At 62.2% G+C, this 23,668-nt stretch carries 30 protein-coding genes and 1 pseudogene; 1 reads left to right on the top strand and 30 read right to left on the bottom strand.

Going from position 1 to position 23,668, the window contains the following annotated elements; translation table 11 throughout:
- The 23 genes and pseudogenes from nuoK to ACZ1HA_RS04965 form a co-directional block, all read right to left on the bottom strand.
- Entirely contained in the window at positions 1 to 306 is a 306-nt protein-coding gene (nuoK, locus tag ACZ1HA_RS05075) for an NADH-quinone oxidoreductase subunit NuoK (protein WP_039686350.1), read from the bottom strand.
- Between the two features lie 92 nt (positions 307 to 398).
- Entirely contained in the window at positions 399 to 869 is a 471-nt protein-coding gene (locus ACZ1HA_RS05070) for a hypothetical protein (RefSeq protein WP_472713108.1), read from the bottom strand.
- A complete protein-coding gene (locus tag ACZ1HA_RS05065) occupies positions 866 to 1,468 on the bottom strand; it encodes an NADH-quinone oxidoreductase subunit J (RefSeq protein ID WP_436399481.1) in 603 nt (200 codons plus the stop codon). The genes ACZ1HA_RS05070 and ACZ1HA_RS05065 overlap by 4 nt, the downstream gene beginning before the upstream one ends.
- The gene (locus ACZ1HA_RS05060) at positions 1,465 to 1,884 is read right to left on the bottom strand and encodes a carboxymuconolactone decarboxylase family protein (RefSeq protein ID WP_472713107.1); all 420 of its coding nucleotides are present in this window, start codon (positions 1,882 to 1,884) and stop codon (positions 1,465 to 1,467) included. Before ACZ1HA_RS05060 ends, ACZ1HA_RS05065 begins: the two co-directional genes overlap by 4 nt.
- Positions 1,881 to 2,374, bottom strand: a pseudogene (gene nuoI / locus ACZ1HA_RS05055) (NADH-quinone oxidoreductase subunit NuoI). Before nuoI ends, ACZ1HA_RS05060 begins: the two are co-directional and overlap by 4 nt.
- A gap of 3 nt (positions 2,375 to 2,377) precedes the next feature.
- Positions 2,378 to 3,436, bottom strand: a complete 1,059-nt coding sequence (nuoH, locus tag ACZ1HA_RS05050; protein WP_472713106.1) for an NADH-quinone oxidoreductase subunit NuoH — start codon at positions 3,434 to 3,436, stop codon at positions 2,378 to 2,380.
- Between the two features lie 6 nt (positions 3,437 to 3,442).
- Positions 3,443 to 3,862: a hypothetical protein gene (locus ACZ1HA_RS05045; protein ID WP_472713105.1), complete on the bottom strand. Its 420-nt coding sequence runs from the start codon at positions 3,860 to 3,862 to the stop codon at positions 3,443 to 3,445.
- Positions 3,822 to 5,840, bottom strand: coding sequence for an NADH-quinone oxidoreductase subunit NuoG (nuoG, locus tag ACZ1HA_RS05040; RefSeq protein ID WP_472713104.1), 2,019 nt, complete (start codon positions 5,838 to 5,840; stop codon positions 3,822 to 3,824). The genes ACZ1HA_RS05045 and nuoG overlap by 41 nt, the downstream gene beginning before the upstream one ends.
- A 132-nt stretch (positions 5,841 to 5,972) precedes the next feature.
- Positions 5,973 to 6,365, bottom strand: a complete 393-nt coding sequence (locus ACZ1HA_RS05035) for a DUF5333 domain-containing protein (RefSeq protein ID WP_472713103.1) — start codon at positions 6,363 to 6,365, stop codon at positions 5,973 to 5,975.
- 133 nt (positions 6,366 to 6,498) lie between these two features.
- Positions 6,499 to 6,831: a hypothetical protein gene (locus ACZ1HA_RS05030; protein WP_375228087.1), complete on the bottom strand. Its 333-nt coding sequence runs from the start codon at positions 6,829 to 6,831 to the stop codon at positions 6,499 to 6,501.
- On the bottom strand, positions 6,828 to 7,322 hold the full coding sequence (locus tag ACZ1HA_RS05025; protein ID WP_436399483.1) for a DUF3291 domain-containing protein: 495 nt from the start codon (positions 7,320 to 7,322) through the stop codon (positions 6,828 to 6,830). Before ACZ1HA_RS05025 ends, ACZ1HA_RS05030 begins: the two co-directional genes overlap by 4 nt.
- A 2-nt stretch (positions 7,323 to 7,324) precedes the next feature.
- A complete protein-coding gene (locus ACZ1HA_RS05020) occupies positions 7,325 to 7,795 on the bottom strand; it encodes a DUF5333 family protein (RefSeq protein WP_472713102.1) in 471 nt (156 codons plus the stop codon).
- The gene (locus ACZ1HA_RS05015; protein WP_472713101.1) at positions 7,795 to 8,199 is read right to left on the bottom strand and encodes an MAPEG family protein; all 405 of its coding nucleotides are present in this window, start codon (positions 8,197 to 8,199) and stop codon (positions 7,795 to 7,797) included. The genes ACZ1HA_RS05020 and ACZ1HA_RS05015 overlap by 1 nt, the downstream gene beginning before the upstream one ends.
- Before the next feature lie 5 nt (positions 8,200 to 8,204).
- Positions 8,205 to 9,500 carry an NADH-quinone oxidoreductase subunit NuoF gene (gene nuoF, locus ACZ1HA_RS05010; protein ID WP_375228091.1) on the bottom strand — a complete coding sequence of 432 codons (1,296 nt, stop codon included), beginning with the start codon at positions 9,498 to 9,500 and terminating at the stop codon, positions 8,205 to 8,207.
- A gap of 13 nt (positions 9,501 to 9,513) precedes the next feature.
- Complete coding sequence (locus ACZ1HA_RS05005) at positions 9,514 to 9,762, bottom strand: DUF5337 domain-containing protein (protein WP_472713100.1); 249 nt, start codon at positions 9,760 to 9,762, stop codon at positions 9,514 to 9,516.
- A gap of 48 nt (positions 9,763 to 9,810) precedes the next feature.
- Positions 9,811 to 10,488 (bottom strand): hypothetical protein, encoded by a 678-nt coding sequence (locus ACZ1HA_RS05000; protein ID WP_472713099.1) that lies wholly within the window; start codon positions 10,486 to 10,488, stop codon positions 9,811 to 9,813.
- Between the two features lie 77 nt (positions 10,489 to 10,565).
- Entirely contained in the window at positions 10,566 to 11,633 is a 1,068-nt protein-coding gene (nuoE, locus tag ACZ1HA_RS04995; RefSeq protein WP_472713098.1) for an NADH-quinone oxidoreductase subunit NuoE, read from the bottom strand.
- A gap of 78 nt (positions 11,634 to 11,711) precedes the next feature.
- The gene (locus tag ACZ1HA_RS04990; protein ID WP_472715287.1) at positions 11,712 to 12,932 is read right to left on the bottom strand and encodes an NADH-quinone oxidoreductase subunit D; all 1,221 of its coding nucleotides are present in this window, start codon (positions 12,930 to 12,932) and stop codon (positions 11,712 to 11,714) included.
- Positions 12,933 to 12,940: 8 nt separating this feature from the next.
- Positions 12,941 to 13,324, bottom strand: a complete 384-nt coding sequence (locus tag ACZ1HA_RS04985) for a nuclear transport factor 2 family protein (protein WP_472713097.1) — start codon at positions 13,322 to 13,324, stop codon at positions 12,941 to 12,943.
- 1 nt (position 13,325) lies between these two features.
- Complete coding sequence (locus ACZ1HA_RS04980) at positions 13,326 to 13,499, bottom strand: hypothetical protein (RefSeq protein ID WP_375228096.1); 174 nt, start codon at positions 13,497 to 13,499, stop codon at positions 13,326 to 13,328.
- Positions 13,499 to 14,104 (bottom strand): NADH-quinone oxidoreductase subunit C, encoded by a 606-nt coding sequence (locus ACZ1HA_RS04975; RefSeq protein WP_472713096.1) that lies wholly within the window; start codon positions 14,102 to 14,104, stop codon positions 13,499 to 13,501. The genes ACZ1HA_RS04980 and ACZ1HA_RS04975 overlap by 1 nt, the downstream gene beginning before the upstream one ends.
- A gap of 41 nt (positions 14,105 to 14,145) precedes the next feature.
- Positions 14,146 to 14,682 carry a NuoB/complex I 20 kDa subunit family protein gene (locus ACZ1HA_RS04970; RefSeq protein ID WP_472713095.1) on the bottom strand — a complete coding sequence of 179 codons (537 nt, stop codon included), beginning with the start codon at positions 14,680 to 14,682 and terminating at the stop codon, positions 14,146 to 14,148.
- The gene (locus ACZ1HA_RS04965) at positions 14,673 to 15,038 is read right to left on the bottom strand and encodes an NADH-quinone oxidoreductase subunit A (RefSeq protein WP_472713094.1); all 366 of its coding nucleotides are present in this window, start codon (positions 15,036 to 15,038) and stop codon (positions 14,673 to 14,675) included. The genes ACZ1HA_RS04970 and ACZ1HA_RS04965 overlap by 10 nt, the downstream gene beginning before the upstream one ends.
- Positions 15,039 to 15,397: 359 nt before the next feature.
- On the opposite strand from ACZ1HA_RS04965, the gene ACZ1HA_RS04960 reads away from it, so the two are divergent.
- Positions 15,398 to 15,904: a fasciclin domain-containing protein gene (locus ACZ1HA_RS04960; protein WP_375228099.1), complete on the top strand. Its 507-nt coding sequence runs from the start codon at positions 15,398 to 15,400 to the stop codon at positions 15,902 to 15,904.
- A gap of 63 nt (positions 15,905 to 15,967) precedes the next feature.
- On the opposite strand, the gene ACZ1HA_RS04955 is transcribed toward ACZ1HA_RS04960, so the two are convergent.
- The 7 genes from ACZ1HA_RS04955 to ACZ1HA_RS04925 all read right to left on the bottom strand — a co-directional run bounded on the left by ACZ1HA_RS04955 (position 15,968) and on the right by ACZ1HA_RS04925 (position 23,578).
- Complete coding sequence (locus ACZ1HA_RS04955) at positions 15,968 to 16,762, bottom strand: crotonase/enoyl-CoA hydratase family protein (RefSeq protein WP_472713093.1); 795 nt, start codon at positions 16,760 to 16,762, stop codon at positions 15,968 to 15,970.
- A 5-nt stretch (positions 16,763 to 16,767) separates the two neighbouring features.
- Complete coding sequence (locus ACZ1HA_RS04950; RefSeq protein ID WP_472713092.1) at positions 16,768 to 17,649, bottom strand: hydroxymethylglutaryl-CoA lyase; 882 nt, start codon at positions 17,647 to 17,649, stop codon at positions 16,768 to 16,770.
- Between the two features lie 31 nt (positions 17,650 to 17,680).
- The gene (locus ACZ1HA_RS04945; protein ID WP_472713091.1) at positions 17,681 to 18,346 is read right to left on the bottom strand and encodes a glutathione S-transferase family protein; all 666 of its coding nucleotides are present in this window, start codon (positions 18,344 to 18,346) and stop codon (positions 17,681 to 17,683) included.
- The gene (locus ACZ1HA_RS04940) at positions 18,343 to 20,286 is read right to left on the bottom strand and encodes an acetyl/propionyl/methylcrotonyl-CoA carboxylase subunit alpha (RefSeq protein WP_472713090.1); all 1,944 of its coding nucleotides are present in this window, start codon (positions 20,284 to 20,286) and stop codon (positions 18,343 to 18,345) included. Before ACZ1HA_RS04940 ends, ACZ1HA_RS04945 begins: the two co-directional genes overlap by 4 nt.
- Positions 20,287 to 20,414: 128 nt before the next feature.
- The gene (locus tag ACZ1HA_RS04935; RefSeq protein ID WP_472713089.1) at positions 20,415 to 22,019 is read right to left on the bottom strand and encodes a carboxyl transferase domain-containing protein; all 1,605 of its coding nucleotides are present in this window, start codon (positions 22,017 to 22,019) and stop codon (positions 20,415 to 20,417) included.
- Between the two features lie 52 nt (positions 22,020 to 22,071).
- A complete protein-coding gene (locus ACZ1HA_RS04930; protein ID WP_375228105.1) occupies positions 22,072 to 22,392 on the bottom strand; it encodes a hypothetical protein in 321 nt (106 codons plus the stop codon).
- A gap of 22 nt (positions 22,393 to 22,414) precedes the next feature.
- Positions 22,415 to 23,578 carry an isovaleryl-CoA dehydrogenase gene (locus ACZ1HA_RS04925; protein ID WP_472713088.1) on the bottom strand — a complete coding sequence of 388 codons (1,164 nt, stop codon included), beginning with the start codon at positions 23,576 to 23,578 and terminating at the stop codon, positions 22,415 to 22,417.
- Positions 23,579 to 23,668: the final 90 nt, after the last annotated feature.

Here is a 23,668-nt window from a genome sequence, read left to right as displayed (position 1 = left end):
TCAGCCCTTCATCACGTTGACGTCTTCCACGGCAATGGTGCCGCGGTTCCGGAAGAAACAGACCAGAATGGCCAGTCCGATCGCCGCCTCTGCGGCGGCCACCGTCAGCACAAAGAGCGTAAAGACCTGACCCACCAGGTCGTCCAGAAAGCTGGAAAATGCCACAAGGTTGATGTTCACCGCCAGCAGCATCAGTTCGATGCTCATCAGCAGGATGATCACATTCTTGCGGTTCAGAAAGAGCCCGAAGATGCCAATGACAAAAAGCGTCGCCGCTACTGTCAGGTAATGTTCCAAACCAATCATCTTACGTCCTTTCGGGGTGCTGTGCCCCCGGCTTGGTTCCCTGTTACACCAGAGCCTGCGCTCCGGTCCGCCCGGCTGCAGGCGGTATTCCTCTACAGACCTTCCAGTCTGAATTCTGTCCTGTCGCCGCGCGCATCCGGATAAAAGGCTGCGCAGGCGCATGTTTCCTCTGTGGCTGTCTCAACCCGCACATCACGGGCAAAAACCGCCAGATCGTCTGCCATCCGCTCCAGCGTCGCGAAAACCCGTGCACCGGTTTCATGGCGCGCGATCACACCCATGGCATCTTCGGTCCGGTCAAACGGCAGGCGGTTTCCCATGTTCTCCTCGGCGGTGCGTGCACGCAGCACCTCGCCGGGTCCGCAGTCCATCACCAGAATGTCCGTTGCTGTGCCTTCCTGGCTCCACCAGTCGCGCCACATCACACGGCCCTCACCCAGGTCCACGTGATCTGCTTCACCACCGTGGCTGACATGCGTCACACGGGTACAGTCGCCCGGCACCAGCGCCTGGGCCGTACCCGCACTCAGCAGTGCGGCAACGATGACGGCGGTTCGCTTCACAGACCCTGCCCCGGTTTGACGTCCTTGAGCTCCATCGCGGCGGCCGGGTCGCGCATCATCTGCGCCACCACATCCTGGCGCTTGACGTCGCCACGGTGACGCAGTGTCAGCACAATCGCCCCGATCATCGCCACCAGCAGGATCAGCCCGGAAAGCTGGAACAGCAGGAAGTACTGATCATAAAGGATCATGCCCAGAGCTTCGGTATTGTGCCGGTCAACGGGGGCGACCTGCGCACGCAGACCTTCAGCGGCTGCGTTGCTTTCCCAGGCGCCGAAAGCCATCACGAACTGCATCAGGATCACAACACCGATCAGCAGGGCCAGCGGCATATACCGCGCCATCTCCGCCTTGAGCTCTGCGAAATCCACGTCCAGCATCATCACCACAAAGAGGAACAGAACCGCCACCGCGCCCACATAGACAATGACCAGCAGCATCGCGACGAACTCCGCCCCCAGCAGCACAAAAAGCCCCGCAGACGACAGAAACGCCAGGATCAGCCACAGCACGGAATGCACCGGGTTGCGGCTGATCACGGTGAAAAGCCCGCCCGCAATCACGCTGATGGCAAAGAGATAAAAGGCAAAAACGATCATTCTTCGTCCTTTTCTTCGTCCAGGACCTGCTGCGCCAGTTCCAGCGCGCGGGTCATCGCAGGCAGGCCTGCAAACATCGACATCTGACCGATGGTCTCGACAATATGCTGCTGGCTGGCACCGGCCTCCAGCGCATGACGCACGGCCTGGCGGAACGCCACATCATTCTGCGCGCCCTGCATGGTCAGCCCGGCCAGCGTCAGCAGCATACGTGTGCGCGCATCCAGCCCGCCCTCGTTCAGCGTATTGCCGAACATCATTTCCATCATGTCTTTGGGCATCGTGCCCATCATTTTCTCGAACCCTTTGGGGCTGAACGCCTCCATCGCCGGAAAGGACTTCGCCATTTCCTGCGCCTGGGCCATCATGGCCGCAAAGGGGTTAGCCCCCTCAAAAGGGTTCTTCGGATCGCTCATCTGTAAGGCGCGTCCATTTCCAGATTACGGGCGATCTCGGCTTCCCAGCGCTCGCCGTTGTCCAGCAGTTTCTGCTTGTCGTAATAGAGCTCTTCGCGCGTCTCGGTAGAGAACTCAAAGTTCGGCCCCTCGACAATCGCATCCACCGGGCAGGCCTCCTGGCAGAAACCGCAGTAGATGCATTTGGTCATGTCGATGTCATAGCGCGTGGTGCGGCGGCTGCCGTCCTCGCGGGGTTCCGCGTCAATCGTGATGGCCTGCGCCGGGCAGATCGCCTCGCAAAGTTTGCAGGCAATGCAGCGTTCCTCGCCATTGGGATACCGGCGCAGGGCGTGCTCGCCCCGGAAACGGGGGACAGCGGCCCTTTTTCATGCGGGTAGTTCACCGTCGCCTTGGGCGCAAAGAAGTACTTGAGCCCCAGCTTCATGCCGACCCAGAAATCCTGGAGCAGGAAATACTTGGCGGCACGTGTGTAGTCGATCTGTGTCATAGGTCAGCCTCCCACGGTCCAGCGCGCATAGGCGCCCCAGAACCAGTCGAATTTCGCAGCAAAGGATACAAAGACCACCCAGACGAGGCTGAACGGCAGGAATACTTTCCAGCCCAGACGCATCAGCTGGTCATAGCGGTAGCGCGGCGTGATCGCCTTGACCATCGCGAAGATGAAGAAGAAGAACGCCATCTTGAGCACCATCCAGTGCACCCCGTCACCCAGCAGCGGCACGTCCGCAACACCCGGGATAGGTGACAGCCAGCCCCCAAAGAAGAGCAGCGTCGTCAGCGCACACATCAGGAAGATGGCAATGTATTCACCCGCCATAAAGAGCAGGAAGGGCGTCGAGGAGTATTCCACCTGGTAGCCCGCCACCAGTTCAGATTCCGCCTCCGGCAGGTCAAACGGCGGACGGTTGGTTTCCGCAAGACAGCTGATAAAAAACAGGAAAACCATCGGGAAATGCGGCAGCCAGTACCAGTTCAGGAGCCCCATGGAACCCTCCTGCGCTGCCACGATGCCGCCGAAATTCATCGACCCCGTCGAGATGATCACACCGATGATGATCAGACCCAGTGATACCTCATAGGAAATCATCTGAGCCGCCGAGCGCAGAGACCCGAGGAAGGGGTATTTGGAGTTGGATGCCCAGCCGCCCATGATCACGCCGTAGACCTCGAGGCTGGAGATCGCGAAGACAAACAGAATGGCCACGTTGATGTCCGACAGCACCCAGCCTTCGTTGAACGGGATCACCGCCCAGGCGAGCAAAGCCAGCACAAAAGAGGTCATCGGTGCCAGCATAAAGACCGTCCGGTCCGCGCCGGCAGGCACAACCACCTCTTTGACCACGTATTTCAGTGCATCCGCCACCGTCTGCAGCAGGCCGTAAACGCCCACAACGTTCGGGCCGCGCCGCATCTGTACCGCCGCCCAGATTTTCCGGTCGCCGTAAACAAGGAACAGCAGCGAGACCATGACGAAGCCGACAACAGCCAGCACCTGTGCCAGGATCAGGACGGCGATGCCGCCGGGAGTGGTAAAGAAATCAGCAGCCATAGGTCCTCACACCGTCGGTATTCCAGCTTCCTTACAGGCGGCAGTGGTGCTTGTCGCATCAATCACAGCCAGTCCGTCAGGCAGGGTTGGCGAGATGGTGTAAACAGCATCTGCCGACCACACGCCACCCTCTTCGGTCACTTTTGTACGCAAATGTCGCGCAAATCCGTAGTCCCGGATCAGCGTATACTGCGCCGCGGCACATTCCGCGTATTTTTCAACGTCCGCACTGTCGCGCGCGCCCGTCATCGCCACGTTGAGCTGCACCAGATCCCTGTCCAGCAGAATGGTTTCCACGCCCCTGTAACCGGGGCGGAATTCCTCTGCCTGTGGCGCGGGCGGCGCACAAGCCGCCAGAGCCAGGGGGATATCAGCGCAATCCGCTTCATTCCGCGGCCATCGCCTCCTGTTTGCGGGCCTTTGCATTGGCCGAGAGCTCCGCCATCAGCTGCGAGGCCCGTGCAATCGGGTTGCTCAGGTAGAAATCGGCAACCGCCAGCCCGAAGTCACTGTCAGACAACGTGCCGCGTGCCACGGGCTGCCACTCGTTTTCCGGAACTTCGTCGATTTTTGCCAGATGCGGCACCTCTTTGACCAGCGCCTGACGCAGCTGTGCGACGCTGTCATAGGCCAGCTGCGCACCACATTCTGCAGAAAGCGCGCGCAGGATCGCCCAGTTTTCCTTGGCTTCACCCGGTGCAAAGCCCGCGCGCAGCGCCAGTTGCGGACGCCCCTCGGTGTTCACGAAAAGCCCCGGCTCTTCGGTGTAGGCCGCCCCCGGCAGAATGATATCCGCGCGGTGTGCGCCCCGGTCGCCATGGCTGCCCTGATAGATCACGAAAGGTCCGTCCGCGATCTCGATCTCGTCGGCGCCGAGATTGTAGATCACATCCGCTTTCGAAACGGCGGCCATGCCCCCTTCGTTCACCGCACCGGCGTCAATGGCGCCCACGCGGGACGCCGCCGTGTGCAGTACCAGCAGTTTACCACCGGTGTTTTCCGCCATGTGCATTGCCATGCCAAGAACCGCGGGGCCATCCGCTCCCTGCAGCGCGGCCTGCCCCAGAATGATCAGACCACCGCCCATGGTCACATCGCCGGAAGGACCGGCATCGTAGAGCTTCTGCAGGTCCGCACCTGACGTGCCCGCGTGGGTATATTCATAGGTCAGGTCGACCGCCTCACCGATCAGGGTGATATTGGCGCCCTTTGTCCAGGCCTTGCGGATACGGGCGTTCAGAACCGGCGCCTCAACCGCCGGGTTCGCCCCGATGATCGCGAAAGCCTTTGCGTTTTCGATATCTTCAACAGTGGCGTTGCCCACATAGGCCGACCGGTTGTCCGCCGGCAGATGCGCCCCATCGGTACGGCACTCAACAACGCCGCCCTTACTCTCGATGAACTGTTTCAGCGCAAACGCCGCTTCGACCGGGACCAGATCACCGACCACGCCGGCCACTGATTTGCCTTCCATCGCCGCAGCCGCTGCCGCCAGCGCCTCGGGCCAGGACGCCGCGCGCAGTTTGCCGTTCTCCCGGATATAGGGTTTGTCGAGCCGCTGCCGGCGCAGACCGTCCCAGACAAAGCGCGTTTTGTCGGAAATCCATTCCTCGTTCACGCCGTCATGGTTACGCGGCAGAAAGCGCATGACTTCGCGCCCCTTTGTGTCCACGCGGATGTTGGACCCCAGCGCGTCCATCACGTCGATACTCTCGGTCTTGGTCAGCTCCCAGGGGCGCGCCGTAAAGGCGTAAGGCTTTGAAACCAAAGCACCAACCGGGCAAAGATCTATGATGTTCCCCTGCAGATTGCTGTCCAGCGTCTGGCCCAGATACGAGGTGATCTCGGCGTCCTCACCCCGGCCCGTCTGGCCCATCTGGTGAATACCGGCAACCTCGGTTGTGAACCGGACGCAGCGCGTGCAGGAGATGCAGCGCGTCATATGCGTCTCTACCAGCGGACCCAGATCCAGATCTTCTGTCGCGCGTTTCGGCTCGCGGTACCGGCTGAAATCAACGCCGTAAGCCATCGCCTGGTCCTGCAGATCGCACTCGCCGCCCTGGTCGCAGATCGGGCAGTCCAGCGGGTGGTTGATGAGCAGGAACTCCATCACCCCTTCGCGCGCCTTTTTGACCATCGGGCTGTTGGTTTTGACCACCGGCGGCTGGCCTTCGGGCCCGGGGCGCAGATCGCGCACCTGCATCGCACAGCTTGCTGCGGGCTTGGGCGGTCCGCCCACCACCTCAACAAGGCACATCCGGCAGTTCCCGGCGATGGTCAGCCGTTCGTGATAGCAGAACCGCGGGATCTCGATACCGGCCTCTTCACAGGCCTGGATCAGGGTCATGGCCCCATCCACCTCGATCTCGTTCCCATCAATAATGACTTTGCGTAAGTCACTCATATCATTTGCCTTCTCATCTGCGTGGCAGCCTGCGCACGCGTGTTCCGTTCGTTTCCCGGGCCCGGTGCCCGCAGGGATGGCGCACGGCCGACCCCGAAATCATTTCATCGCGGCACAAGACGCCGCCCCCGGTCACTGCCGGTCTTCCCGCAAAAGGCGGCCGGCATCGGTGCCTGCCTCAATCTGCTGACGTCCCAGCGCGCAATAGCCGGGCGCATCCGCACGCAGCCCCTGCGCCTCCAGCAACCGGGCCGCCCGCGCGCGCAGACGGTCCTTCTCCGCATCGGATTCCAGATGCGCCTCAACCTCGGCACGGGAATAGCCCCGCGCCTCCGCCGTTTTCCTCAAGTCATTCAGATAGGCATAGGCCCGGAAGAACCGCGCTGAAATCGTCGGACAGGTCCTGCGGATCCTGTCGGCCAGCGCCACCGCAAAGAGCCCCTCGTCTATCACCGGAATATCCCGCAACGACGGTTTCGCACTCACCGGCGCGCTCAGCCCGCATATCACTGCTGCAATCATCATCAGCCGCACCATCCTGCTTCTCCCACTGTGCTCCGGGCACACCACTCACGTCCGGCGCCCCTCAGGGATGTGGGCGCGCAAACCGCCGTTATGCAATAACGACCGGCAGAGTGTGGATATGCGGCGCGTGGCATCACAGCGGGCAGGCCCCCCGCAGTGTCAGGGTGTCACGATCGATCAACAGCTCCTCTTCGGGCGCATCCGGATCAGTGACCCAGAGGATGTCCGAGCTGCCATAGTTCCGCACGCAATAGGCGATGCCCTCATACCGGGCCGCCTCACGCGCACCCGCCAGTGAGGCCGACACCGGTTTCGCGGTTGCGCGGAATTCATGACGCTCGCCATCCTTTTTGGCATTGGACCGGTAGAACTGCCCGTCAAAAAAGAGCGTATCTTCGTCCGGACCGCACCCCATCAGCATCAGGCCGGCCAGCAGGACGGCGCCATATGTCTTCAGGCCTGTCACTCTGCAGCAACCTCCGTACAGCGGCTGGTCTGCCACAGCCGCGCTTCCTTCAGCCAGGACCAGCCAAAGGCATGATCGCTGTCTCCGTGTTCTTTCAGATGCGCCAGACGCGCCAGCGCCTCCTCCAGCGTGGGCTCATGCCCCTCGGGCACCCACCACATCACAAAGTGCATCTCGCCCAGCACCTCGAACCATTCCTGGCGCCGTTCGTAAAACTGCTTGTGGATCGTGCCCCAGACAAATGTTTCCAGCTGCTCGACGGTCTCCCAGACCGTCAGATTGGACACATACTGCGGGTCGCCGTCGATCTTGGCTTCGGTGTTGCCCGTGCCTGGCTCGCCGGAGCCTTCCATCATCCACACGAACCCCGGCATGCGTTTGCCAAGGCCATTGATCCGGTCGAGGTTGGCCATGAATTCCGCAACCCGCGGATCATCCACAGGTGCCAGCAGGCGGCCCACGTTCAGTTCAGCAAGATGATGTCCCTGCATGATCAGACCTTCCTCATCATGTTGCCGACCGGTGTGCGCGCGTCAATTTCCGCCAGTGCCGCCGCACAGACCGCCGCATCGTCATCCCCGTCGACGCCTCTGGCCCTCAGATGCGCCGCGGCCGCACCTGAAATATCCTCCCGGCTGACCCGGGCTGCGGCTGCATTGATCTGATCCGGCGCATATCCGCGCGCCAGCAGTGTATCAAAAAACCGCAGGTTCATTTCCGTGCTGGTGCCCAGCCGGTACCCGACCCCAGCACCACCGCAGCGGGTGACGTAATAGCTCGCGATCCCGGCATTCTGCGCAAAATAAAGCGTGGCCTCATTCAGCTCGGCCAGCGCCTCAGGCGTGGCGGGAGCCTCCTCAACCACCGGCGCATCCGGTGCAGCACAGGCCGCCAGCGGGGCCAGAACAGCCGCCGCAATCATCAGGCGCAGTTGGCCCGCAGCGTGATATGCCCCTGCGCGCATCAAAACGCCGCCACCACAGCCATCACCGCGAGCGCAAGAATGCACAGCAGCCCCGCCGCGAAACAGGCCGACCGGGCAGACTGGTTCTCTGTCCGGATGTGCACAAAGGCCATCGCGACCCGCGCCACGATAAAGAGCGACGCCAGCAGATTGACCACAAAAGGGGCAGCACCTGTCAGCACAGCCGCCACCGTCGCGGCCACAAATGGACCGGACACCTCAACCGCGTTCATAAAGGCACGCTCGGCCCTGTAGACAGGATTGGCATAGTCGCGTTTCGGCTTACCGCAGTCACAGCGGTTTTCCGGGCTGCGCCCGCGCGTCGACACCATGCCCAGCACGGACACCAGCACGGCCCAGAGAGCCAGCGCTGCCAATGCATGGGAATATGCGTCAAAATCCACGCGTCTTACTCCGCCGCCACCGCGCTCACACGGCCGGTGCGTTTGTGCTTGATACGGTCCTCGATCTCGTCGCGGAAGTGGCGGATCAGGCCCTGAATGGGCCAAGCTGCCGCATCCCCCAACGCACAGATCGTGTGGCCTTCGACCTGCTTGGTCACATCGAGCAGCATGTCGATCTCTTCAGGCTCCGCCTCGCCGGTGACCAGACGGTCCATCACGCGCATCATCCAGCCGGTGCCTTCACGGCAGGGGGTGCATTGCCCGCAACTTTCATGCTTGTAGAACTTGCTCAGCCGCCAGATCGCCTTGATCACATCCGTCGAGTTATCCATCACGATCACCGCCGCGGTCCCCAGACCGGAGCGTTGCTCGCGCAGATAGTCAAAGTCCATGATGGCATCTTTCATGTCCTTGCCCGGGATCATCGGCACCGATGAGCCGCCCGGGATCACCGCCTTGAGATTATCCCAGCCGCCCCGGATTCCACCGCAGTGCGTCTCGATCAGTTCCTCAAAGGTTATCGACATGGCCTCTTCAACCACGCAGGGGTTGTTCACATGACCCGAGATCGCAAAAAGCTTGGTGCCTGCGTTGTTCGGACGTCCGAACGAGGAAAACCACTCCGGTCCGCGCCGCAGGATGGTGGGCACCACAGCGATGCTTTCGACGTTGTTCACCGTGGTCGGACACCCATAAAGCCCCGCACCCGCCGGGAACGGCGGCTTCATGCGCGGCATGCCCTTTTTGCCCTCAAGGCTTTCCAGAAGTGCTGTTTCCTCGCCACAGATATAGGCACCCGCACCGTGGTGCAGATACAGATCAAAATCCCAGCCCGAACCGGCCGCATTTTTGCCGATCAGACCCGCGTCATAGGCCTCGTCAATCGCCGCCTGCAGCGCTTCTTTCTCGCGGATGTATTCGCCGCGGATATAGATGTAGCAGGCATGCGCGTTCATCGCGAAAGACGCAATCAGGCACCCCTCGACCAGCGTATGCGGATCATGCCGCATGATCTCGCGGTCCTTGCAGGTGCCCGGCTCGGATTCGTCCGCATTCACCACCAGATAGGCAGGCCGCCCGTCACTTTCCTTCGGCATGAAGGACCACTTCAGACCGGTGGGGAACCCCGCACCGCCCCGGCCCCGCAGACCGGAAGCCTTCATCTGGTCCACGATCCAGTCGCGGCCCTTCTTGATGATCCCGGCCGTGCCGTCCCAGTGTCCGCGTGCCTGCGCGCCGCGCAGCGTGCGGTCGTGCATCCCGTAGATGTTGGTAAAGATCCGGTCTTTATCCTGAAGCATGACGCTTACCCTTTTATTCGTTGTCGCGCGTTTCAGCGCGCACACGTCTTAACCGCAGCGCCACCACGAGGGCCCAGAAGAGCCCGGCCAGTGCCGCAAAATCAAAAAGAAACGCATAGCGCCCCGGCAGGCCCAGTTTCGGTGCCAGCCAGAGCGACAGAAGCCACAACACCATGGTGCCGACAATAACAAGGCTGACCAGCCGCCCTCTGGCGGCCAGCGCGCGTTCCTGCGCCATTTTGCCCTGATCCTGCGCACTCATGAGCGGTCTTGCCTTCCGTTCTCAGCTCTCGCGTTTTTAAGGCGGGGGCTATTCGCCCTTTGCCAGTTTCTTTGCCTGTCCGACCCAGTCGTCCCGTTCGATCCGGCCTTTGAAGCGCAGCCGCTCGTCGACCCAGGCAATATCCTTTTTCTTGAGCGCCGCCACCTGATCAAAGTGCCAGATGCCCAGCCCGTTCAGCGTCTCTTCCAGCTTGGGGCCGACGCCGCTGATTTTCTTCAGATCATCCGCACCACCCTCACGCGGCGCATCGCTGAAAGCCCCCGGGCGCGCATCTGATGCAGCCGCTGGTGCTTCCTTTTTAGCCGCCGCCTTTTTGGGTGCCGCTTTTTTCGGAGCCGCCTTTTTCGGTGCAGGCTTTTTCTCTTCGGCCGGTGCCGCCGCAGGGGCTGCGGCTACAGGCTCAGCCGTTGCGGCCGCAGGGGCTGCTGCCGCCGGCTTGGGAGCCGGAGCAGCCGGTTTGGGTGCCGGTGCCGGCGCAGGTGCCGCGGCATTTGCGGATACTTCACCCGGTTTGGGCAGCGGCCGCGTCATGATCCAGCTGATGAGCGCTCCGAGAACGACAAAGACCACAAACCCGACGAACGCGCCCTGCATGAAGCCCCATCCGCCAAGCACCCAGAGGAGAACCGCCGCCAGCGCGCCGCCCGCAGCCGCAACAAGCCAGCTGCCGAGCGCCATGCCGATCATACCTTTATTGTTGTCCATCGTTCTTCCTCTTCGCGTTTGTCTCAATGATGCGGAACAGTGTTACCGCGTTTTGCGCTTTTTGGAAAATTTTCGCCTCAGTCCTCAGTGGCAAGCGCCACGGCCTGCGCCACCCAGTTGTCACGGCTGACACGTCCCTTGAAACCGACAAGGTTCTGGTCAGCCCAGGCCACATGTTCCGGTGTCCATGCCGCGATCTGGTCAAAATGGTAAATCCCGATGCCGTTGAGCATTTTTTCAAGCTTGGGTCCCACGCCCTTGATGCGTTTCAGGTCATCAGCTCCACCTGCACGCGGACCGTCCAGTTTAGCGGGCTCTTCGCCCGGCACGTCCGCCTCAGGTTTCGCCTTTGATGTCGCCTCTGTGGCCGCCGGTTTTGCCGCTTTGGCGGGTTTTGCGGGGGCTGCAGCTTTCACGGGCTGCGCGTTGTGATTTGCACCTTTCTGCCAGGGCATCAGCAACGGCACTTCGGTGCCGTCAATGCGTTTGACCGTATCACCGATATCCACGGCCAGCTGGGCCGAGGCGTTATACTGTGTCTTGCCGCTGTCATATTCTGTGAGCGATGTCAGGCCCTTGAGCGGTTCAGCCGCATAACGCCCGTTCTGCGGACCCGGAACCGGCACTTTGCCCGCGGCCAGCTCGTCAATGATCTCGCCCATGCGGTCCGCTGTCAGATCCTCGAAGTAATCCTTGCCGATCTGCGCCATCGGCGCATTTGAACAGGAGCCCAGGCACTCGACTTCTTCCCAGGAGAAGTTGCCATCTGCTGACAGTTCATGCGCGTTGGGGGCGATCTTTTCCTTGCAGACCGCGACCAGGTCTTCGGCCCCGCAGATCATGCAGGACGTGGTCCCGCAAACCTGAATATGTGCAATTTTACCAACGGGTTGCAGCTGAAACATAAAGTAGAACGTCGCCACTTCTAGCGCCCGGATGTAGCTGAGCCCGAGCATATCGGCCACATGTTCGATCGCAGGCTTGCTCAGCCAGCCTTCCTGTTCCTGGGCGCGCCACAGGATCGGAATAATGGCCGATGCCTGACGCCCTTCGGGGTATTTGGTGATCTGCCCTTCGGCCCATGCCTGGTTCTCAGGTGTGAAGGCGAAGCTTTCGGGCTGTTCAGCGTGTAAACGGCGGAGCATCAGATTAACCTGTGTGTTTGCGGCGGCTGCGGGAGCCTCCGGCGGGGATATTTGAAGCCAGAAGAAGGAGAGCGCGCATCAGCGGTCAATCTCCCCGAAAACCACGTCCATGGTGCCGATGATGGCGGCGACGTCGGCCAGCTGGTGGCCGCGGGACATGTGGTCCATCGCCTGCAGGTGCAGGAAGCCCGGCGCGCGGATTTTGCTGCGGTAGGGTTTGTTGGTGCCGTCGGCCACAAGGTAGACGCCGAATTCACCTTTGGGAGCCTCAACAGCGGCATAAACCTCGCCTTCGGGCACGTGGAAGCCTTCGGTGTAAAGCTTGAAGTGGTGGATCAGGCTCTCCATCGAGGTTTTCATGTCGGACCGGCTGGGCGGGGTGATCTTGCCCCGCGCCAGTACGTCGCCCTGCCCTTCGGGCGCGCGCAGTTTGGCGATGGCCTGGTGGATGATGCTGACCGACTGGCGCATCTCTTCCATACGGCAGAGGTAGCGGTCGTAGCAGTCGCCGTTTTTGCCAACCGGAATCTGGAAATCGAACTCGTCGTAGCATTCGTAGGGTTGCGCGCGGCGCAGATCCCAGGCGAGGCCCGATCCGCGCACCATCACACCGGAGAAGCCGTATTCCAGGATGTCCTCTTCGGTCACGACACCGATATCTGCGTTGCGCTGTTTGAAGATGCGGTTTTCCGTGAGCAGCCCGTCGATGTCATCCATCACGCGGGGGAATTCATTGGCCCAGGTCTCGATATCGTCGATCAGCGCATCCGGCAGGTCCTGGTGCACGCCGCCGGGACGGAAATAGGCCGCGTGCAGACGCGCCCCGCAGGCCCGCTCATAGAAGACCATCAGCTTTTCGCGTTCCTCGAACCCCCAGAGCGGCGGCGTCAGCGCGCCCACGTCCATCGCCTGGGTGGTGATGTTGAGGATGTGGTTCAGAACCCGGCCGATCTCGCAGAACAGCACCCGGATAAGGGAGGCGCGGCGCGGCACCTCGACACCCGTCAGTTTCTCGATGGCCAGGCACCAGGCGTGCTCCTGGTTCATCGGCGCCACGTAATCAAGGCGGTCAAAATAGGGCAGGTTCTGCAGGTAAGTCCGGCTTTCCATCAGCTTTTCGGTGCCGCGGTGCAGCAGACCGATATGCGGGTCACAGCGCTCGACGATCTCGCCGTCCAGCTCCAGCACCAGCCGCAGCACGCCGTGTGCCGCCGGGTGTTGCGGCCCGAAGTTGATGTTGAAATTCCGGATTTTCTGTTCGCCCGTCAGAGCGTCGTCAAAACCTTTGGAGCCGTCCATCATGGTCTTTACTCCTCATCGAGGTGTGCGCACACGCGAAACACCTTTGTCAGCAGTTTCCAGGATCCGTCCACGCGGACGAACCCCAAATGGTCTTCATAACGCGCCGGCGGCACATCCACAGTCAGATGCACCCGTGCAATCTCATCGCCCGCGCTGTCCATGCCCAGTATCTCGTACTGCGCCGGCGCTGGGAACGCATCGCGCCCACGCACACGCTCCAGGTACGAAGCCTTGTTCCAGAAAGTCGCCTGACCGTTTTCGATCAGCGTCATCTGGAAATTGTCATGGCACAGGTCCTCAAAAACCTCCGCACGCGCAAAATACACCGCATCGCAATAGGCCAGTGCGGCGGCCTTCAGGTTGTCTGCGCCTGTCATCCCGTCCGGCATCTCAGCGGCGCTCCAGCTCTTGCAGCTTGATGCTCATCCACCAGATCAGCCCCAGCACGCCCAGCGGGATCACACAGGCCAGCGCCCAGTATTTGTTGATCCCGAAATGAGGCAGCAGCTTGAGCAGCGGAATGACCGTCAGAACGGTAAAGACGATCCAGATCAGGCCTTCCATTATTTGGCCTCCTGCTTCTCGTCGCCGGGCAGGATGTACTCGGCCCCTTCCCAGGGGGACATAAAGTCAAACTGGCGGTATTCCTGCACCAGGTTCACCGGCTCATAGACCACGCGTTTCTGCGCTTCGTCATAGCGGACCTCTGTATAGCCGGTGGTCGGGAAATCCTTGCGCAGCGGGTGACCCCGGAAGCCGTAATCCGTCAGAATGCGGCGCAGGTCCGGGTGGCCGGAAAACAGAATGCCGAACATGTCGAACACTTCGCGCTCGAACCAGTTGGCTGAAGGATGCACGGGGATGATGGATGGCACCATGTCCCGCTCACGAATGCTGACGCGCAGGCGCACCCGGTGGTTCTGGTACATGCTGAGCAGGTGGTACACCACGTCAAACCGCTTGGCCCGGCCGGGGTAATCCACCGCCGTGATATCCACCAGTGTCGAGAACCGGCAGGTCGCATCGGTTTTCAGAAACTCCACCAGGCCGGTGATATTCGACGGCGTGACATCCAGGTTCAGCTCACCGTGGGTCACATCCCAGGACAGCACACAGTCGGCGCGCTTGGCCTCGATATAGGTACCAAGTTCGTTCAGTGCGTCAGACATACACGGTCTCCTTGCCGGACAGACTCATTTCTCACGCCCGCTCAGCGGACGATGGTGCCGGTGCGGCGGATTTTGCGCTGCAGCTGCATGATGCCATAGAGCAGCGCTTCGGCTGTCGGCGGGCAGCCGGGCACATAGACATCAACCGGGACAATCCGGTCACAGCCACGCACAACGGAATAGGAATAATGGTAATACCCGCCCCCGTTGGCGCAGGACCCCATCGAAATCACATAGCGCGGCTCGGGCATCTGGTCGAAGACCTTGCGCAGTGCGGGCGCCATTTTGTTGGTCAGCGTGCCGGCCACGATCATCAGATCGGACTGGCGCGGGCTGGCGCGCGGGGCGGTGCCGAACCGCTCCATGTCATAGCGCGGCATGGCGGTGTGCATCATCTCAACCGCACAGCAGGCCAGACCAAAGGTCATCCAGTGCAGAGAGCCCGTGCGGGCCCAGTTGATGATGTCCTCGGTCGAGGTCAGCAGGAAACCCTTGTCCTGCAGCTCCCGGTTCAGCTCCTGCGTGGCGACGTCGCGGTCAGCACCCGCAACGTTGGCTCCGGCGGCGGCTACTGCCATTCCAGCGCTCCCTTCTTCCATTCGTAGGCAAAACCGATCGTCAGCACCGCAAGGAAGACCATCATCGACCAGAAACCCACCATTGAAATGTCCTTGAAGGCCACAGCCCAGGGGAACAGGAAGGCGATCTCGAGATCGAAGATGATAAAGAGGATCGACACCAGGTAAAACCGGACGTCGAACTTCATGCGCGCATCGTCAAACGCGTTGAACCCGCATTCGTAGGCAGAGACCTTTTCGGGGTCCGGATTGCGCACGGCCAGCACGACGGCCGCGAGGATCAGAACGATTCCCAACCCTATGGCCACGGCCAGAAAAACGAGGATGGGAAGATATTCCCGAAGCATCTCTTCCAAGGGTTGGCTCCTTTTTGTCGCCGCGTTGCAGCGGTCCCGCAGTCACACGGCTAAAGTGACTGCAAAGGGTTTACGCCTGTGGCCTGTCAGGGTCAACCGATCCGGGACCGGAAAACAGCGCTCCGGAGAGGCCCGCGCGCGCGTCATGCGGGCCCTGCCTGTCCTTTATGCAGCTGTGCAGAATGCGGACGCCCCGGCCCATAGCCGGCAGGTATGGATCACGCCTTAATCACGGTGACGCGATTTTTTTGTGATCCGGTTCCGTTCACCTTCCGTAAACCCTGCATTGTTCTGCTTCAAACGGTCGCACGGTCTGTGACTGGCGGAACACGATCCAACAAGGAACCGAAGGACACAACATGAACAGACGTTTTGCACTGAAATCCACAATCGCAGCCGGCGCACTGGCGGCCATTGCCGCATGTACACCCGCCGACACAGGCAGCGACATTGTCGACATCGCAGCCGCAGACGGCAACTTTACCACACTGGTCGCAGCCGTTCAGGCAGCCGGCCTCGTGGACACGCTTAAAGGTCCCGGCCCCTTCACCGTATTCGCTCCGACAGACGCAGCCTTTGCCGCCCTGCCCGCAGGCACGGTTGAGAACCTGCTGCTGCCCGAAAACAAGGACACGCTCACAAGCATCCTGACGTACCACGTTGTCCCGGGTTCCATCCAGGCTGCTGACGTCCTCGGCACGCGCCAGTCCGTGGCCACTGTGAACGGTCAGAACCTGCACGTTGACGGCACAGGCGGCAAAGCCGGCCCGGCCGTAAAGGTCAACGACGCCAACGTCACAGCGGCTGACATCCTGGCCACAAACGGTGTGATCCACGTCATCGACAAGGTTCTTCTGCCGAAATAACTTCTGCAGAGACCCCGAAAGGTCCGTGATCGTCCCCCGGTCGCGGGCCTTTTTTGTTGCGCTTCAGGTGTCGGTGCCAGACATCCAGGATGCTTTGCGACGGGCGAAAAAGGCATCAATTCCCTCTGCGGCCTCGTCGCTTTCCCAGCGGGCTGCCAGCGCGGCCACCGTCCGGTCAATCAGCGCATCATCAATCCGTGGTCCCAGATCGCGCGCCAGCGCTTTGGCGGCGGCCACCGCCCCCGGCGCACAGGAAAGATAGGGCTCGACCTCGGCCTCCACCGCCTCCGCCAGCGCCTCCGGCGCCACGGCGCGTGAAAGGATGCCCAGATCCACAGCCTCCGCCGCATCGAAAATACGCGCTGACATGAACACACGCCGCGCACGCCCCTCGCCCATCCGCGCCAGAACATAGGGCCCGATGGTGGCCGGGATCAGCCCCAGGCGCGTCTCTGTCAGACCCAGTTTCGCGGTCTCTGCGCCGATGACCACGTCACAGACACAGGCCATACCGACACCACCGCCAAAGGCATTGCCCTGAACCGCCCCGATCAGCGGTTTGGGCAGCGTGTTCAGCGCCTGCAGCATTTCTGCCAGCCGCCGCGCCTCTGCCGATCGTGTTGTGGCATCCATCCCCATCTGGTCGCGCATCCAGCCCAGATCACCGCCCGCGCAGAACGATTTTCCCGCCCCTGTCAGCACCACAGCCCGCACATCCGCATCCGCGCTCAGCGACGCCGCCGCCTGTGTCAGTTCCGCAATCATCGCGGCGGAGAGCGCGTTGTGCTTTTCCGGACGGTTCAGCATTAGCGTCGCAACGCCGCGTGCATCCACACTGATGTCGATGGTCTCCAGCACAGGCACTACTCCGACAGAATGGCGTCTTTGGGCTGACCACGCATCCTGCGCGCCATGTCCGCCGCCGTCTCAATCGCGTCAATATCGAGCCCCGTGTCATAGCCCAGCGCCGCCAGATGCCGCGCCACGCCTTCGGTGGCAACGTTACCCGCCGCACCAAGTGCGAAAGGACAGCCGCCAAGCCCCCCGACCGCCGCGTCAAAGACCCGCAGACCAAGGCTCAGAGAGGCATCGATGTTCTCCATCGCACGGCCCCGGGTGTCATGATAATGCCCCGCGAGACGCCCCACCGGCACCACATCCCTCACCGCCAGCAGCATCCGCGCAATCGTGTCGGGCGTGCCGGCACCAATGGTGTCGCCGAGGCTCACCTCATAGCACCCCATCGCAAAAAGTTGATCGGCCACCCGCGCCACGTCGCCCGGGGCCACCGCCCCGTCAAAGGGGCATTCCACCACGCAGGACACATAGCCGCGCACCGGCAGGTCAATGTGGCGCGCCTCCTCCAGAATAGGCGCAAACCGGGCGATACTCTCGTCAATGCCCGCGTTGATATTGGCTTTTGAAAACCCCTCGGACGCCGAGGCAAAGACCGCAATCTCATCCGCCCCTGCCGCCAGTGCTGCCTCGTAGCCCCGCATGTTGGGCGCCAGTGCTGCGTAACGGACCCCGGGCGCGCGGGCGATACCGGCCAGCACCTCGGCCGACCCTGCCATCTGCGGCACCATCTTCGGCGAGACAAAGGCACCCGCCTCAATGCGCCGGAACCCCGCCCCGCTCAGCTGATCCACCAGGGCGATCTTTTCCGCCACCGGGATGTCGCGCGCCTCGTTCTGCAGCCCGTCGCGCGGACCGACCTCGAAAATCTCACATGGCCCCAGGCTCATTCTGTCTTCTCCCCCTCTGGCGCCCGCGCGGTCATTCCACCGGCCAGGGCGCGTAAAAATCCTGCGCGTAGATACCGTCCCCTTTGGGCAGGGCGGCGGCGAAACTTTCGCGGTCCGTGACCCGTTCGTACCAGGCGCTCAGCGCCGGATGCCCGTCCGTGCGCGCAAAGTGCCGCGCCATGTAAACAGCCTGCGCGACCGAAATATCCGCGGCAGAAAACCCGCCCGATAACAGGTAATCCCGCGCGCCCAGCGGATCCTCCAGCCGGGCCTCAATGGCATCATAGCATTTCACCAGACGCGCGGCTTCCAGTTTCATCACAATGGGACTGCGCATACTGTCTTCATAAAGCGCCACATGCTGCTGGGTCAGCGCGGCAGTATGCTGGCTCACGGTTTCCGCAAAATGCAGCCAGACGAGCCAGGACATCCGCTCCGGCGTGCCCGGCATCCGGCCCAGACGCTCCGGGCTGAACCGCTCGCACAGGTATTCCGTGATGGCCCCCGTTTCGAACATCCGTTCCCCGTCGATCTCCAGCGCGGGCACGCGGCCCGCCGGAGACAGCGTCAGAAACCCAGGCTCCCGCAGCGTCCGGTCAAACGGGTAAGAGCGCAGCTGAAACGACGCTTCCATTTCATGCAGCAGCCACAGTGTGCGCATCGACCGGGTCTGCGGACAGTGATGCAGTGTGATCATGCGTCCCCCGCCTCCGGCTCCAGCCGGATCAGGGCGGCACCGGCCTCGACCTGGTCGCCCGCCTGCACCAGCACCTCGGCCACCACACCATCACGCGCGGCCAGCAGCGCATGCTCCATCTTCATCGCCTCCAGCAGCGCCAGCCGGTCGCCTTTGTTTACCGTCTGGCCCACGGCCGCGTTCATAGCCCGCACCACACCCGGCATCGGCGCCTCGATCAGATTGCCGTCACCCGCAGCACCCGTGTCGCGCTGCAGCGGATCGAGCCACCCGTACGTTATCCCAAAGGCATCAAAAACCGTGACGCTGCCATCTGACACAAAGGCGTCCGGTACCGGCGTGCCCCCGGCCTGCCAGCAGCCGCCGCGATGCTCCAGCATGATTTCCGTATTATCCACATCCCAGATCTGACTGCGGGGGCCGGTCACCGTGACACCCAGTGTCAGGTCTTCACCCGCCCGGGACAGCGTCACACGCCGCCGCATCGGCTGCCAGAGCGCAAAGCCCGCATCCTCCGGCTGATCGCACAGACCCAGCACCGCCATCCCGGCGGCAACCCGGTGCAGCGGCGTCTCGTCCGGTGCAGCCGTCAGCGCGTCTGTCTCCCGCCCGATCAGGCCGGTATCCACCTCGCCTGCGGCAAATCCCTCATGCCGTGCCAGCGCGCCCAGAAAACCAAGGTTCGTCACCGTGCCCGCCACCCGCGTCTGCTCCAGCCCGCGCGCCAGCTGCGCAAGCGCCGCCGCCCGTGTCGGACCATGCACGATCAGCTTGGCGATCATCGGATCGTACCAGGGGCTGATCACATCACCACTGCGCACACCGCTGTCGGCCCGCACGCCCGGTGGAAAAGACAGATGCCCCAGGGTGCCGGTGGCAGGCAGAAACCCGGCCGGCACATCTTCGGCATAAAGACGGGCCTCAAAGGCATGGCCCGTCAGTGACAGATCCTCCTGCCGCGCGGGCAATGGCTCACCGGACGCCACCCGCAGCTGCCATTCCACCAGATCGACGCCCGTCACCGCCTCGGTCACCGGGTGTTCGACCTGCAGGCGGGTATTCATCTCCATAAACCAGAACCCGTCGGGGCGCAGACCATCCGAGCCGTCCACAATGAACTCAACCGTACCGGCCCCGCTGTACCCGATGGCCTCTGCCGCCCGAACGGCCGCCGCCCCCATCGCCGCACGCACGTCGTCGGTCATGCCCGGTGCGGGGGCCTCTTCGATCACCTTCTGATGGCGACGCTGCAGCGAACAATCCCGTTCGAAAAGATACACGGCCCGTGTGCCATCGCCGAAAACCTGCACTTCGATATGGCGCGGCGCGGTTGCGAATTTTTCAACCAGCACATCGGCATTGCCGAAAGCGCCCTGCGCTTCCGCCCGCGCCGAGGCCAGTGCATCGGCGAAACCCGCCGGGTCCTCCACCAGCCGCATCCCCTTGCCGCCGCCGCCTGCCACGGCTTTGATCAGCACCGGATAGCCGATCTTTTCCGCCTCACGCGCCAGCAACGCATCGTCCTGATCCTCCCCGTGATAGCCCGGCACCACCGGCACGCCCGCCTCCACCATCAGCGCTTTGGCCGCGTCCTTGAGACCCATCGCGCGGATCGCCTCTGCGGGCGGCCCGATAAACACCAGACCTGCCGCTTCGACGGCCTCAACGAAATCCGGGTTCTCACTCAGGAAACCATAGCCGGGGTGAATGGCCTGCGCGCCGCTGTCCAGCGCCGCCTGAACGATCGCTTCCCCGCGCAGATAGCTCTCTGCGGGTGCCGCCCCGCCGATGTGCACCGCGCAGTCCGCCATTGCCACGTGTTTCGCATCCGCATCCGCGTCCGAATACACGGCCACCGTACCAACCCCGAGCCTTGCTGCGGTCTCCATCACCCGGCAGGCAATCTCGCTCCGGTTCGCGATCAGAATTCTGTCAAACATGGCCCATGCTCCGCGCCGCAACCGCGGCTGAAAAGGTTACCATATCCCTGCTCCCCCGTGCGCTGCGCACCGACGTAATACCGACGTTGTACCGACGTGATACCGACGTGCCACCGACCCGCCCTCCGTCACATCCGGAAGACGCCGAAACGCGTCTCCTCAATCGGTGCATTGAGCGCCGCCGACAGCGACAGCGACAGCACATCGCGTGAGCGGCGCGGGTCGATAATGCCGTCATCCCACAGCCGCGCGGAAGCATAGAGCGGGTGGCTCTGCGCCTCGAACTGGTCGATGGTGGGCTGGCGGAACGCCTCTTCCTCTGCCGCGCTCCAGGCCTCGCCCTTACGTTCCATCGCCTCGCGTTTCACCGTTGCCAGCACGCCCGCGGCCTGCGGCCCGCCCATCACCGAAATGCGGCTGTTGGGCCATGTCCACATGAACCGCGGGCTGTAGGCGCGACCCGCCATACCGTAGTTGCCTGCCCCGAAAGAGCCACCCACCAGCATGGTGATTTTGGGCACAGAGGTCGAGGCCACAGCCGTCACCATCTTGGCCCCATGCCGGGCAATTCCCTCGTTCGAATATTTGCGACCGACCATAAAACCGGTGATATTCTGAAGAAAAATCAGTGGGATACGGCGCTGCGAACAGAGCTCTACAAAATGCGTGCCCTTCTGTGCGGATTCGGAAAACAGCACACCATTGTTGGCGACAATGCCCACGGGGCAGCCTTTGATATGCGCGAACCCGGTCACCAGCGTTTCACCAAACCGCGCCTTGAACTCGTCAAACCGCGAGCCATCAACCAGTCGCGCGATCACCTCGCGGATGTCGTAAGGCCTGCGCAGATCGGCGGGCACAACACCCAGAAGTTCGGCAGGATCATAGGCGGGTTCTTCGGGTGCAGCCCAGGTCACCGTGTCCGGCTTTTTGTGGTTGAGCGCGCGGACCGCACGGCGGGCGAGCGCCAGCGCGTGACCGTCGTCCTCGGCCAGATAATCCGCCACGCCGCTCAGACGGGTGTGCACATCACCGCCGCCGAGGTCTTCGGCGCTGACCACTTCGCCCGTGGCCTCTTTGACCAGCGGCGGCCCCGCCAGAAAGATAGTGCCTTGATTCCGAACGATAATTGAGACATCTGACATGGCCGGCACATAGGCACCACCGGCCGTGCAGGAGCCCATGACAACCGCAATCTGCGCAATCCCCGCAGCACTCATGCGCGCCTGATTGTAAAAGATCCGCCCAAAATGATCCCGGTCCGGAAAGACCTCGTCCTGGTTGGGCAGGTTGGCCCCACCACTGTCCACCAGGTAAATGCACGGCAGGTGGTTTTCGGCGGCAATTTCCTGGGCGCGCAGGTGCTTTTTGACGGTCATCGGATAGTAGGTGCCGCCCTTCACGGTCGCATCATTGCACACGACCATCACGTCCGTCCCTTCAACCCGGCCAATGCCCGCAATCACACCGGCACAGGGGGCATCGCCCCCGTAAAGTCCGTGCGCGGCAGTCGCGCCGATCTCCAGAAACGGGCTGCCCGGATCAAGCAGTTCCGCCACCCGGTCACGCGGCAGCAGCTTGCCCCGCGCGACGTGCCGCGCGCGCGACCGTTCGCCGCCACCCAGTGCCGCAGCCTCCGCCGCCGCCGCAACATCAGCCAGCGCGGCAAGATGCGCCTCTTCATTGGCACGGAAGTCGTCTGACCCGGTCAGCACCGAAGATGTCAGACGCATCGGGTATACCCCTGAACCCGGCGCAGTCCCGAAAACCTGTTGCAAATCAGCGTCATGTCCGCGGCTCCTCTGAACTTTGTGGCACGGTATCCGCTGGCAGACGGCGCCCGAAACGGTCTGCGGAATAGCGGTACGGCCTGCCGTCCGGCGCTGTGCAGGTCACGGTGATCCAGACGCCTTGGCCTGTGCCCGGACGGGCGACGCAGTCTGTCCGCTTTGCGCCCGCGCCAACGGTGCTCGTGTATTCTGCGGCAAATGTTTCGATCACATCCGTCTCCGTTATCGTCGCCGCGATCCACCCCATCCGGAACCCCCACCCGGCGGCGGCGACCGCCGGGCAGGCAAGCGGTGCGAACCAGAGCCACCGCGGCATGGCTGTCAGCCCCTGCCGCGCGTCATGTCATGGCCGCCATCAGTTCGCGTCCGACCAGCATCCGGCGGATTTCCGATGTGCCGGCCCCGATCTCCATCAGCTTTGCATCGCGGAACAGCCGGCTCACCGGGCTGTCGCTCAGGAACCCGGCACCGCCCATCGCCTGGACGGCCTGATGCGCCTGCACCATCGCCTGCTCCGAGGCATAAAGACAGCAGGCCGCCGCGTCCTGACGGGTCACATCGCCCCGGTCACAAGCCTTGGCCACCTCGTAAACATACGCCCGCGCGGAATTCATCGCGGTATACATATCGGCGATTTTGCCCTGCATCAGCTGAAAGTTCCCGATGGGCTGGCCGAACTGCTTACGCTCTGAAAGATAAGGCATAATAGCATCCAGACAGGCCGCCATGATGCCGGTTCCGATCCCGGCCAGCACCACGCGTTCGTAATCCAGACCGGACATCAGCACGGCGACACCCCGCCCCTCTTCGCCCAGCACGTTCTCAAAGGGCACCTGAACGTCCTCAAAGATCAGCTCGGCCGTGTTGGACCCCCGCATGCCCAGCTTGTCGAAATGGGGGCTTGTCGAAAAACCGGTCATCTCTTTTTCGATCAGAAAAGCGGTAATCCCCTTCGATCCCGCATCCGGGTCCGTCTTGGCATAGACCACAAGGGTATCCGCGTCCGGACCATTAGTGATCCAGTATTTATTGCCGTTCAGACGGTAATGATCGTTGCGCTTTTCAGCGCGCAGTTTCATCGACACCACATCAGATCCGGCGCCCGCTTCAGACATCGCAAGAGCACCGACATTCTGACCCGAGATCAGCCCCGGCAGATATTTCTCTTTCTGCTCATGCGTTCCGTTGAGCTTGATCTGGTTCACGCAGAGATTTGAATGCGCGCCATAAGAGAGCGAAACAGAGGCACTGGCGCGGGCTATTTCCTCAATGGCGACTGTATGCGCGAGATACGACATGCCCGCACCGCCGTAGTCTTCATCAACGGTGATCCCCAGCAGGCCCAGCTCTCCCATCTCGGTCCAGAGCTCAGGCGGAAAGCAGTTTGAGCTGTCAATTTCTGCGGCCATCGGGGCGACACGGTCCTGCGCCCAGCGGTGCACCATGTCGCGCAGCGCATTGATATCCTCGCCCAGATCAAACTGCATCGTCGCATTAAACATGCGGCACGGTCCCCCTGCTGATTCTGTCACCAGAATTTATTGAACACTTGTTCATATATTACGGCGAAGATTTCAGGGCGGTCAAGCCGC

Source organism: Roseobacter sp. S87 (assembly GCF_055693285.1).
The sequence above is the reverse complement of the archived record's forward strand: the minus strand, read 5'-3'. Positions and strand labels throughout refer to the sequence as shown.